At 59.3% G+C, this 10,200-nt stretch carries 14 protein-coding genes; 4 read left to right on the forward strand and 10 right to left on the reverse strand.

Features of this window, described 5'->3' with window-relative positions; all coding sequences use genetic code 11:
* Positions 1-96 precede the first annotated feature (96 nt).
* Positions 97-750 carry a L,D-transpeptidase gene (locus DXY16_RS08740; protein ID WP_115120812.1) on the forward strand — a complete coding sequence of 218 codons (654 nt, stop codon included), beginning with the start codon at positions 97-99 and terminating at the stop codon, positions 748-750.
* Here the strand turns inward: DXY16_RS08740 and hisIE are convergent, their stop codons facing one another.
* A complete protein-coding gene (gene hisIE / locus DXY16_RS08745; RefSeq protein ID WP_115120813.1) occupies positions 751-1,419 on the reverse strand; it encodes a bifunctional phosphoribosyl-AMP cyclohydrolase/phosphoribosyl-ATP diphosphatase HisIE in 669 nt (222 codons plus the stop codon).
* 68 nt (positions 1,420-1,487) lie between these two features.
* On the opposite strand from hisIE, the gene DXY16_RS08750 reads away from it, so the two are divergent.
* Positions 1,488-1,967, forward strand: a complete 480-nt coding sequence (locus DXY16_RS08750) for a 6-carboxytetrahydropterin synthase (RefSeq protein WP_115120814.1) — start codon at positions 1,488-1,490, stop codon at positions 1,965-1,967.
* Here DXY16_RS08750 and clpB read toward each other — a convergent pair whose 3' ends face one another.
* Complete coding sequence (gene clpB / locus DXY16_RS08755) at positions 1,968-4,580, reverse strand: ATP-dependent chaperone ClpB (RefSeq protein WP_115120815.1); 2,613 nt, start codon at positions 4,578-4,580, stop codon at positions 1,968-1,970.
* Between the two features lie 140 nt (positions 4,581-4,720).
* Here clpB and DXY16_RS08760 point away from each other — a divergent pair, with 140 nt between their 5' ends.
* Positions 4,721-4,963 carry a hypothetical protein gene (locus DXY16_RS08760; RefSeq protein WP_115120816.1) on the forward strand — a complete coding sequence of 81 codons (243 nt, stop codon included), beginning with the start codon at positions 4,721-4,723 and terminating at the stop codon, positions 4,961-4,963.
* A 21-nt stretch (positions 4,964-4,984) separates the two neighbouring features.
* Here DXY16_RS08760 and DXY16_RS08765 read toward each other — a convergent pair whose 3' ends face one another.
* The 3 genes from DXY16_RS08765 to DXY16_RS08775 all read right to left on the reverse strand — a co-directional run bounded on the left by DXY16_RS08765 (position 4,985) and on the right by DXY16_RS08775 (position 6,429).
* Entirely contained in the window at positions 4,985-5,422 is a 438-nt protein-coding gene (locus tag DXY16_RS08765; protein WP_115120817.1) for a hypothetical protein, read from the reverse strand.
* 194 nt (positions 5,423-5,616) lie between these two features.
* The gene (locus DXY16_RS08770) at positions 5,617-6,033 is read right to left on the reverse strand and encodes a hypothetical protein (RefSeq protein ID WP_244281618.1); all 417 of its coding nucleotides are present in this window, start codon (positions 6,031-6,033) and stop codon (positions 5,617-5,619) included.
* Positions 6,034-6,156: 123 nt separating this feature from the next.
* On the reverse strand, positions 6,157-6,429 hold the full coding sequence (locus DXY16_RS08775) for a 2TM domain-containing protein (protein ID WP_115120819.1): 273 nt from the start codon (positions 6,427-6,429) through the stop codon (positions 6,157-6,159).
* A 53-nt stretch (positions 6,430-6,482) separates the two neighbouring features.
* Between DXY16_RS08775 and DXY16_RS08780 the strand changes: the two genes are divergently transcribed.
* A complete protein-coding gene (locus DXY16_RS08780; protein WP_115120975.1) occupies positions 6,483-6,947 on the forward strand; it encodes an early protein (E6) in 465 nt (154 codons plus the stop codon).
* Between the two features lie 55 nt (positions 6,948-7,002).
* On the opposite strand, the gene DXY16_RS08785 is transcribed toward DXY16_RS08780, so the two are convergent.
* The 5 genes from DXY16_RS08785 to hemE all read right to left on the reverse strand — a co-directional run bounded on the left by DXY16_RS08785 (position 7,003) and on the right by hemE (position 10,199).
* Positions 7,003-7,206, reverse strand: coding sequence for a Nif11-like leader peptide family natural product precursor (locus tag DXY16_RS08785; RefSeq protein WP_115120820.1), 204 nt, complete (start codon positions 7,204-7,206; stop codon positions 7,003-7,005).
* Complete coding sequence (locus DXY16_RS08790) at positions 7,203-7,607, reverse strand: c-type cytochrome (protein ID WP_371410891.1); 405 nt, start codon at positions 7,605-7,607, stop codon at positions 7,203-7,205. The genes DXY16_RS08785 and DXY16_RS08790 overlap by 4 nt, the downstream gene beginning before the upstream one ends.
* A gap of 110 nt (positions 7,608-7,717) precedes the next feature.
* Positions 7,718-8,077 (reverse strand): plastocyanin, encoded by a 360-nt coding sequence (gene petE / locus DXY16_RS08795; RefSeq protein ID WP_115016921.1) that lies wholly within the window; start codon positions 8,075-8,077, stop codon positions 7,718-7,720.
* Positions 8,078-8,112: 35 nt separating this feature from the next.
* Complete coding sequence (locus tag DXY16_RS08800) at positions 8,113-9,114, reverse strand: NAD(P)-dependent oxidoreductase (protein ID WP_115120977.1); 1,002 nt, start codon at positions 9,112-9,114, stop codon at positions 8,113-8,115.
* 26 nt (positions 9,115-9,140) lie between these two features.
* Entirely contained in the window at positions 9,141-10,199 is a 1,059-nt protein-coding gene (hemE, locus tag DXY16_RS08805; protein WP_115120821.1) for a uroporphyrinogen decarboxylase, read from the reverse strand.
* Between the last annotated feature and the right edge of the window lies 1 nt (position 10,200).

A 10,200-nucleotide genomic window follows, 5' to 3' on the forward strand; every position in this document is an offset into this window, starting at 1 on the left:
TCGCAAGACAGCACCGGTTTTTCTTGACCGAGGCCCTTGGCTGGTCGTGCCGTTGGGCTGAGAACCGGTCATGATGCGCGCCGCTGCATCGTTGATATGCGTTCCAGTTCAGCCTTTTTGCCCCTTGGTCTTGCCCTGCTCGCGGGCTGTGGCTGGATTGATGGAGTCAGTGGTGGCAAGCCTGAGCTGAAGCAAGACCTGCGCATCAGCTTGGATGGCAAGCAGCCGTCTAGCAGTAAGGGAACGCTGCAGCGAGAAGACGGCCCCTTCGTCTTTCCGGTTGGATATGGGCGAAATGGCATCGCTTGCGCGGGGTCGACATTTGAGGAGGGATGGACTCCCCTCGGAACCTTCCGTGTCAACGCAATTCTCAGTGATGACCGCTTCGAGATGGACCCTGCGCTGATCAAAGAGTCTGGCAAGACCGAGGCCTATCTCCGCGAGAGCCTGTTTCGCAACATGAGTTCTATCGATTTCAAGGGAGATGGCGAAACCGGTGAGTACGGCAAGGGTTACATCAGCCTTGCGCCTGTGTCTGCCACTCCACAGCCATTCCGTTTTAACAACTACGACGGCACATTCCGCTGGTACAGCTTTGCCATTCACGGCACCAACGATCCCAGCCGGGTTGGTCAGTCTGTCACCGGTGGCTGCATCAATGTGAATGGCCAGACAATGGAGGCCCTGCTGAACAGCGTGCAGCTCGGTGATGAAGTGGTGATCGCATCCGACTCGCCCTGCACACCCTGATCACTCCCTGCGAGGTGCTCCCCGGCGTTTGGCCAGCACTTCTTGCACGCGCCGCCAGCTCACGCCGTGATGGGCCAGTGCTACCTGCATGTGGAACAGGATGTCGGCGGCCTCGCCGGCGATCTCTTCTGGGCTGTTGTCCTTGCAGGCCATCACGAATTCTGCGCTTTCCTCGCCAATCTTCTTGAGGATGCTGTTGTCTCCACCGTCGAGCAGCTTGTTGGTGTAGCTGCCCTGCTCCGGTTGATCACGGCGTGCCTCGATCACTCGCATCAGCTCTGTGCAGGCGTCAGCAGGTGGTGGCAGCGCATCGGCTCCACCAGGGGCACGTTGGTCACTGTCTTCGTAGAAGCAGCTGCGCGCTCCGGTGTGGCAAGCGACGTCGCCACTCTGTTCGATCGTGACCAGGATCACGTCGGCATCACAGTCGTAACGGATGTTCCGCACTGCCTGGGTATGGCCGCTGGTGGCTCCTTTGTGCCACAGCTCTTGGCGTGAGCGACTCCAGTAATGCACCTCTCCCGTGCTCAAGGTGAGTTCAATCGACTGCCTGTTCATCCAGGCCACCATCAGCACGGCACCGTCCAGCCAGTCCTGGGCGATTGCTGGGATCAGGCCCGCTTCATTGAAACGGAGCTGATCAATGAAGGCTGAGGTGAGCGGCTGCATCGGGCGGGGCGTGTTGCAGATGTAGACAGGAAGAATCCTGCCGCAGTGCCGTCCCGTCCCTCTGCCCGATGCCTCTGCCCCCCACCGCTTACACCTGCAGCAAGCAGTTCGAGGGCTATCCCTGTTGTCACAGGCAGTGGCGACATCCTGGCCATTGCCACTTCGTGCATGGCTATAGCCGCAGTTTCACGGTCTGGTTTGCGGCAAAAGAGCTGGATGCCTGTGGCTTTGTCGTCGATTTCTCCAGTCTCAGACCCCTGGAAGCCCAGCTGCGCCAGCAGTTTGATCACACGTTTCTTGTCAATGGTGATGATCCCCTTCTCTCTCAGTGGCAAGCCCTCCATGACCAAGGAGCTCTAGACCTACGGGTCATGGAGAACGTTGGTATGGAGTCCACGGCCAGGCTGGTCTGGGAGTGGGCCAATGCTCTCTTGCATGAGCGGGACGGCAGCCGCAGTTGCTGTTGGAAGGTGGAGGCCCGTGAGAATCGGGCCAATGCCGCCAGCTATGAAGACTGGCCTGCGTGGTTCAGCGCTGTTGCTAGCTGATCAGCGCAGAACCAGACGCTGCTGGCCATCGGGGCCACTACCGCTGTCGATCGTGACGTCGACCGAACTGCCATCGCTGTAGCGCCCAGCCAGGATCGCCTTGGCGATCGGCGTTTCCAGCTCACGTTGAATGGCTCGTTTCAGAGGCCTGGCGCCATAGACCGGGTCATAGCCGGCATTCGCCAACCAGTCGGTGGCGTCATCGCTGATGCTGAGGTTCAATTTGCGCTCATCCAGGCGGCTGCGTAGCCGATCCACCTGCAGGCTCACGATCTGGCGTAGTTCCTCGCGTCGCAGGCTGTGGAAGATGATCGTTTCATCGAGTCGGTTGAGAAACTCGGGCCTGAAGTGGGCGCGCAAGGCGTCGTTGACCCGACGCTCCATTTCCTCATGCTGGTCGTCATCGCCGCCCAGATCGAGGATGGCTTGGCTGCCGATGTTGCTGGTAAGGATCAGCACCGCATTGGTGAAATCCACAGTGCGTCCCTGTCCGTCGGTGACGCGACCGTCATCGAGGATCTGCAGCATCACGTTGAAGACATCGGGGTGGGCCTTTTCCACTTCGTCGAAGAGGATCACCGCGTAGGGGCGTCGGCGCACCGTTTCGGTGAGCTGACCGCCGGCCTCGTAGCCCACATAACCAGGAGGTGCGCCAATCAATCGGCTGACGCTGTGCTTCTCCATGTATTCCGACATGTCGATGCGCACCATGGCGTCTTCGCTATCAAACAGCTGCGCCGCAAGGGCTTTGGATAGCTCGGTCTTGCCGACTCCGGTGGGGCCGAGGAACAGGAAGCTGGCAATGGGACGATGTGGGTCACTGAGGCCTGCGCGAGAGCGCTGAATGGCATCGGCGACGGCGGTGACGGCTTGCTGCTGGCCCACCACGCGTTCGTGCAGCTGTGCCTCGAGGCTCAGTAACTTGTCCATTTCCGACTGCACTAGCTTGGCGACTGGAATACCGGTCCATTTGGCGATCACCTCGGCGATGTCGTCTTCGCTGACCTCTTCGCGCAGTAGGGACTTCTCGCTGCCATCCGTGCCTTCGCTCAGAGCCGCTTCTTGTTCGGCCAACTGCTTCTGCAGGCCTGCAAGCGTGCCGTATTCCAGCTCCGCTGCTTTGTTGAGGTCGTAGCTGCGTTTGGCTTGTTCCACTTGCAACTGCACGCGTTCGATCTCCTCTTTGAGGGTGGAGAGCGCGTCGATCGCTCCTTTCTCCTGTTGCCACTGGGCATTCAGAGTGCTCTGCTGCTCGGAGAGTTCCGCGAGTTCGCGTTCCAATCGCTCCAGCCGTTCCTGGCTGGCGGCATCGGATTCGCGGCCGAGGGAGAGTTTCTCCATCTCGAGCTGCAAAATCTTGCGGTCGATTTCGTCGATCTCCTCCGGCTTGGAGGTGATCTCCATCTTGAGGCGGGCGGCGGATTCATCCACCAGGTCGATGGCTTTGTCGGGTAGGAACCGATCAGCGATATAGCGGCTGCTGAGCATGGCAGCGGCCACAAGAGCGCTGTCAGCGATGCGTACGCCGTGATGCACCTCATAGCGCTCCTTCAGGCCGCGCAAGATCGAGATGGTGTCTTCCACTGTTGGCTGATCCACCAGAACCTGTTGGAAGCGCCGCTCAAGGGCTGGATCCTTCTCGATGTGCTGGCGGTGTTCATCGAGGGTGGTGGCGCCGATGCAACGCAGTTCACCCCTGGCCAGCATCGGTTTGAGCAGGTTGCTGGCGTCCATGGCCCCGCCGGTCGCTCCTGCTCCCACCACGGTATGGATCTCATCAATAAAGAGAACGATCCGCCCTTCCGAGGAGGTCACTTCCTTGAGTACGGCCTTGAGCCTCTCCTCAAATTCACCCCGATACTTGGCGCCAGCGATCAGGGCACCCATGTCGAGAGCGATGAGCTGTCGGTTCTGTAGAGCCTGAGGGACATCGCCATTGACGATGCGTTGCGCCAATCCCTCCACAATCGCCGTCTTGCCGACCCCAGGTTCACCGATCAACACAGGGTTGTTCTTGGTACGGCGGCTGAGGATCTGAATCGTGCGGCGGATCTCTTCATCGCGACCGATGACCGGATCGAGCTGGCCGTCGCGGGCGGCTGCGGTGAGATCGCGACCGTATTTCTCTAGGGATTCATAGGTTCCTTCAGGGTTCTGATCGGTCACGTTTTGGCTGCCACGCACGGCATCGATAGCGGTTTTCAGGGATGTTGCGTTCACGCCGACCTGGTTCAGCAGCCGCTTCCCGCAGCGCTGATCATCAGCAAGGGAGAGCAGCAGGTGCTCGATGGAGATGTAGCTGTCGCCATAGCTCTGTTTGAGGCTGTCGGCACGGTCAAGCCCGTCGCTGAGGCCTTTGCCGAGATAGACCGACTCTGGTCGGTGCTGGAGCGCTGGCAGTTGTTTGAGGTGTTGTTCAACCCCTGCCTCAAGTTCGGGTGGAGAGGCACCTGCTTTCTCGAGAATGCGGTTGGCCAGGCCATTTTGTTGGAGCAGTGCCAGCAGCAGATGCTCGGTTTCGATTTGCTGGTGTCGCTGACTCTGCGCCAATTGTTGTGAGGAAACGATCGTGGCCCAGGCTTTCTCAGTGAATTGTTCTGCTGTTGGTTGCATGTCCTTCGCGCGGTTGTTCCGACCGTATGGGGATTGGTCGCAGTCTTCGAGCGGAGAACCGATCCATCGCGGTCGGTCTGCCCACCAGACTGCGGCAAACCGACCTGGCTCTGTAGGGTCAGCCGATCAGAGCCAGGTCGATGGACGACAGCAGCGCGTTGGATGCGGAGCTGGTGCGAGCGCTGGTGCAGCGGTTGCACCAGCTGTATGGATCCACTCCAAGGGATCTGGAACGGATGTGTTGGATGGTGGTGCATGAACATCATCACGGTGTCATGCCTACGGAGTACGACATTCGCGAGGTGAATGAGGATCTTTATCTCGCTGTAATCAGCGATGCACGCAGTGGCACCAGCCTGGTTGATGGCACTGCGGGCTCGTGAGTTGAAAGCGTTTGCGCCGGATCAATGGGCGTGGCCGCCGGAACTGAAGGCTCGGGCAGCGAAGGGCATGACGGTTTGACGGAACGGCTGCCGTCTCCAGAAGCGACCCTTGGCACAGACACGCTGGATCTCGTAGTGGCGGAATGAGCCGAAGCGAGCTGTCTTGAAAAAGCCGTTGTTGATTCGGTAAAGACCACGGCGATTGCAAAGCGCGTGGACCAGTTGATAGCGGCGACGGCCATGGCGTTTGATCGCCAATCGGTCGTAGGTGATCACTGGAGCACCGTTGAATCCCACCTGCCGGATGGACGCATAGATGTTCTGCCCGGAGCGGGTGGGGCCGATGTAATTCCAGTTAGATCGAGAGGCGATGGAGTGGGCTTCCGCTGCCTGTTGGCTGACGCCGAGGCTGGCTGCGGCGAGGGCAACACAGGTGAGAGTTTTGGTGAAAGCATTCATGGCTGATGCATGGGGGTGGAGAGGGTTGGCTCTCTTGGATGCCTTCACCCTTGCTTTGATCAAGGCAGCAGCTGATGACAGCAAGTGGTTGCGCTGGTGAGCTTGCTCACGGAGTTTGTTGAGCCGTGTCCTGACGAAGAGCCGTTGCTCGTTGCGGCGTCGTGGCTCTGGCGTTCATCCGAAGTGGACGTGGGTTAGCCGAATCCTTTCGCTCGGGCCTGAGCGGTGAGATCACGCTGCTGGCCTCGGATTAGAACGTCTCGTTCTGATGCCTTGCCGATGTGTGGAGCTATTTCAACCCCTGCCGCTTGGATCGCTTTGAGCTTGTTGCTCTCCTCGCTGGACCCCGTGTCGCTCTGTAGATACGCCATCACCTTGGCGTGAGCCTCTGCCGTTGAGGCGAAGTAAAGGGTGCCAGGGCCGCGGCGTTCACGGGTGAGATGTCGTGCCAGGCGACGCTGCTGGATGCCAGCCCAAAGACGTCCAGCAGCAGCAGTCATGTATGCATTCAGAGTCTCTGCCTCGGTGTCCTCGCTCAGAGCCATGGAGGTGCCGTCGACGAAATCGCTGAGCAGGGTCACCACAGCCATGGCGTTAAGCGGCGAATTCACTCAGTCTGATCTGTCGTCTGCATGATCATCCGGCTGCGTGATCATCCGTCTGCTCAGGCCGAATCCATGACAGCGTCCAACGATCGAAGCGGGCGAGGTCAAGGGTTCGAACGATCGTACGGACTAGGACTCTGACCGTATCCGCTCCATTTCGGTCTCGATCTCCCGATCTGTGATCGGTCGCTCGGTGTGAGACATGCTCCACCCTTGGATGATTAACGCCAGGCCCCAGCCTGCAATCGGCCAGATGGGCCAAAAGTCACCCATCCCGTCTGCCCACCAGATCAGGATGAGCGTGAGGCTAACTAACACGTAAGTCTTCAGTTGTTTTTGGAATGCCCGTTTGCGCTTCAGGCAGGCAAGTGCGTCAGCCCGGAGTTGCTCTGTTGCATCCATGGCAGAGGTTGACCTTGGGATCCCATGCTGGTGGTAGCGCTCTTGAAGATCGAATGCCATCGAAGCCCCGCAACCGCGTTGGTGAGGTCTACGGCCAACTGCTGGTGGTGAGGGCTTCAGAGCGGCGCACGAAAAGTGGGAATGCCTTCTGGTGGTGTCGCTGCAGTTGTGGACGAGAGCGGGAAGTGCCCAGCGACAAGCTGTCTCACAACACAGCACGGAAGAAACCCGTGGTGATGGCCTGCCTCGTCTGTTCCCGTGAACTGCAGGTGGAGGCGGTTTGCGCCAAAAATGACCGAGAGGAGCGTCGTCGTCGCCTAGAATCTGAGCGGATTCGAGCTGAATTGAAGGGAACCGTGCCGGAGCGGTGGCTGTCGTTGCCACTCACCGATGCCCATGCCAGGGAGCGGGGAGAGCTGCTGTTTTTCCGCGGCACCCGTTGCCTTCGCAATCATCTGGCCCCCTATCGCATCAATGGTGGCTGCTTGGCCTGCGCTGGGCAGATGCCATCAGCTTGATGCGGATCCCATCCGCCATCCTTTCGAATGGCTTGAGCTCAATGGCTGATTGAGCTCAAGAAATCCAGCTTCGCGCGAACCAGGTCTCGATCTGTGCGCAGGTTTCATCATCCTTGAGATCGGTCTCGCTCACGCTGAAACCAAATTTGTGGGCCATCGCTAGGAGTGCATGCATGGAATCGAGTTGGTGAAACTCCCTTCGCAGAGCTGCACTGTGTTCAACAGCATGAACAAAATCTTTGAGACCCTGGCGGCTCATCGCTGCCAGCCCCGCTCGGCTTGTTCTTCGACATAGGCTGCGACATCAGCGATATCGTCTTCGCTCAGTTTGCCTTCGTAGGGAGGCATGGCATTTTTACCGTTTTCGATCTGGTGCTCAATCGCCTCAAGATGGTCTTGGCTGTAGGCGTTCAGATGGGCCTGGAGATCAGGCTGGCTGAGGGTGCGACTGGCGCTTAGAACGTTGCCGCCACCCATGTGACAGGCGGCACAGTTGGCCGAAAAGATCTGACCGCCGTTTTCCAGGTCTGGTTGAGCTTCAGTCGCGCCAACAGGAAGAACCCCGAATAGGCCGATCACGATCGCCAGAACTAAGGGGAGAATCGCTGCTGGCTGCGGCATGGTCGAACGCGGCACATGGTGGACTTCAACCTTATCCATGGCGACGCTCATGTGAAGCCCCTCGATGTGATTACTGATTCACATCGAGGGGCATGAGTTATGGCTTTTGTTTCGAACTGGTCAGATCAGAGAGCTCCTGATCATGGCAATCACTCAACGATGACCTTGCCAACCATGCCGGCGCCACGGTGAGGCTCGCAGTAGAAGTCATAGCTGCCAGCGGTCGAGAACGTCTCTTCCCATGATTCGCCTGGAGCGAAGGCAAGGTCGGAGTGGCTGAGCTCATCGTGCCCATCAAAGACGGCGTTATGAGGAGCCATCTTGTTGTTCACAAATTTGACGGTGTCGCCCGCCTTGATGTTCACGGTGCTGGGCTCGAACGCCAGCATGCCGGAATCGGATCCGAGCTTCACCTCAACAGTGGCGGCGCTTGCGGAGGCCACACCCATGCCAATCACCAAAACGAGGGCGATACAGGCCGAAAGAAGGGAACGCAGATGATGGATCATCACGTCAAAAGTCACTTCCGTAAGTTTAGCTGCATTTAAGTCTGTCCACGTCTAGGCAATCCCGAGTCCTCAAGAACAGTTTCAAGATCCGGTCCATGACTGGTGAGTTGGAAGCGTTCAGGCTGGGTCACTGGGTTGTGAATGAAGTGGCGCTGGCGGATGCTGAAACGATCCCAGTCGTTCACCTCGATGGGCAGCACCCTGATCAGCCCTTCGATCAGCCAGGGCCATAGAGGGATTCCAGGCGTTCTGGCGACACCACGCCAGCGGCAGAGTGTGGCCACCGCTTCATTCACACTGATCGCTTTCTGGCCCATCACGATCCGGCGGACCGGGCCCTGCCCCGGCTCGGGATTTCGTTGATGGGGAGTCGTGGCCAACGCTCCGCAGATGGCCGCGATGTCGGCGGCATGGATGAAGTGGAAGCTGGCATCGGCCCGTAGCCATCGCGCCAGCCAGAGCCACTTGCTGGCTTCAGCAAGGCCTTCGGTGAGGTAACTCGTCGGGAAGCGGCTGCTGCCGTCGATGCGTCCACCAAAGACCAACGTGGGGAACACGGCCACGATCCGTTCAGCGAGCGGATGGTGTTCGAGATCCTTCAGGCATTGGGCCTTGGTCTGGATGTATTCGGTGCCGTAGGCCAGGGCCTGGGGCAACGGCTGCAGATCGCGGTTGAGGATGCTGGCCGTGGAGAAGTACACCACCTGCTCGAGCTTGTCGGGATCAAGCAGGCTCAGCATCCGCTTCACTGCTACCACATTCACCTGCTGCGCACGTTCAGGGTCCCCCCAGGCTGTGGCGGTGTGAATCACCCTGTTAACGCTGCCTAGATCGGTCGCGAAGCGATCGGTCTCCCTCAGATCACCAACGAGGAGCTTGATGCGCGGGTGATCGAGGGGAATCGCCGATAGCTTGCTGGGGTCCCTGAGCCACAGCAGAAGTTCAGCATCGGAATGCTCAAGAAGCCAGGCAGTGGTGTACTGGCCGACGCAGCCGCTGGCGCCCGTAATCAGGATGCGTGCCGGTGCTGTGGTCAAGGATTCCTTGCGCAAGGGAGAGTGGCTCAGGCCGCGGTGCCCAGACGTTCCATCACGCTCTTGCCAGAGCGGAAGAAGGCTGCACCGTTCTCCTCGGGTGTGCCGGGGAGGATGCCATGGCCAAGGTTGAGAATGTGGCGGCGACCCCGGGCCTTGCGGACGCAGTCATCGATGCGGGCTTCAATCGCTTCGGGGGTTCCGAACAGCAGGCCTGGGTCGACGTTGCCTTGGACCCCAATGTGTTCGGGTAGGCGGGCCAGGGCTTCGGCCATGTCCACGGTCCAGTCGAGCGACACGATGTCCACACCGGTGGTGCCCATGCGTTCGAGCACACCCGCACTGCCGGAGATGTAAAGGATGAAAGGGGTGTCTGGGTGGGTTTGCTTGACCAGATCGACCACCTTCTTTTGATACGGGGCAGCGAAGGTGTCGTAGTCGGCAGGACTGAGCTGGCCTGCCCAGGAATCGAACATCTGCACCACTTGGGCACCCGAATCGATCTGGTAGCGAAGGTAATGAGCAATCGATTCGGCGAAGTGATCGAGCAGCTTGTGCAGCATCTCGGGCTCTTGGAAGGCCATGGCCTTAATCACCGCGTAGTTCTTACTGCTCTTTCCCTCCACCACATAGGCAGCCAGGGTCCAGGGGGCACCCACGAAACCAAGCACTGCGGCTTCATTGCCAACGCTCTGGCGCAGGCGACCCAAGACTTCACCCACAAACGGCATGGACTCAGCCGGATTGAGGGTCCGTAGTGCGTCCACCTGGTTCATGCTGCGGATCGGATCACCGATCTGGGGCCCCTTGCTCTCAATGATGTCGAAGTCGATCCCCATCCCAGGTAGCGGCGTGAGGATGTCTGAGAACAAGATCACACCATCAGGCTTGAAGGCCCGAAACGGCTGCATCGAGATCTCGTAGGAGAGGTCAGGGTTCTCTGAGCGCTCTCGGAAGCTGGGATATTTGTCGCGCAGGTCTCGGTAGATCTTCATGTACCGACCTGCCTGGCGCATCATCCACACCGGGGGACGCTCAACAGCCTCTCCGCGGGCAGCACGCAGCAGCAGGGGCAGGGAGTCGCTCATC

The organism is Synechococcus sp. UW105 (genome assembly GCF_900473935.1).
Taxonomy (GTDB): Bacteria; Cyanobacteriota; Cyanobacteriia; order PCC-6307; family Cyanobiaceae; genus Synechococcus_C.

What these genes read in the sequence shown, in the direction of transcription:
- hemE (WP_115120821.1), bottom strand. Translation starts at nt 10,199, where the DNA reads ATGAGCGACTCCCTGCCCCTGCTGCTGCGTGCTGCCCGCGGAGAGGCT.
- DXY16_RS08750 (WP_115120814.1), top strand. Translation starts at nt 1,488, where the DNA reads ATGCCTCTGCCCCCCACCGCTTACACCTGCAGCAAGCAGTTCGAGGGC.
- DXY16_RS08765 (WP_115120817.1), bottom strand. Translation starts at nt 5,422, where the DNA reads ATGAATGCTTTCACCAAAACTCTCACCTGTGTTGCCCTCGCCGCAGCC.
- DXY16_RS08760 (WP_115120816.1), top strand. Translation starts at nt 4,721, where the DNA reads ATGGACGACAGCAGCGCGTTGGATGCGGAGCTGGTGCGAGCGCTGGTG.
- clpB (WP_115120815.1), bottom strand. Translation starts at nt 4,580, where the DNA reads ATGCAACCAACAGCAGAACAATTCACTGAGAAAGCCTGGGCCACGATC.
- hisIE (WP_115120813.1), bottom strand. Translation starts at nt 1,419, where the DNA reads ATGCAGCCGCTCACCTCAGCCTTCATTGATCAGCTCCGTTTCAATGAA.
- DXY16_RS08780 (WP_115120975.1), top strand. Translation starts at nt 6,483, where the DNA reads ATGCCATCGAAGCCCCGCAACCGCGTTGGTGAGGTCTACGGCCAACTG.
- DXY16_RS08775 (WP_115120819.1), bottom strand. Translation starts at nt 6,429, where the DNA reads ATGGATGCAACAGAGCAACTCCGGGCTGACGCACTTGCCTGCCTGAAG.
- DXY16_RS08740 (WP_115120812.1), top strand. Translation starts at nt 97, where the DNA reads ATGCGTTCCAGTTCAGCCTTTTTGCCCCTTGGTCTTGCCCTGCTCGCG.
- DXY16_RS08790 (WP_371410891.1), bottom strand. Translation starts at nt 7,607, where the DNA reads ATGGATAAGGTTGAAGTCCACCATGTGCCGCGTTCGACCATGCCGCAG.
- DXY16_RS08785 (WP_115120820.1), bottom strand. Translation starts at nt 7,206, where the DNA reads ATGAGCCGCCAGGGTCTCAAAGATTTTGTTCATGCTGTTGAACACAGT.
- petE (WP_115016921.1), bottom strand. Translation starts at nt 8,077, where the DNA reads ATGATCCATCATCTGCGTTCCCTTCTTTCGGCCTGTATCGCCCTCGTT.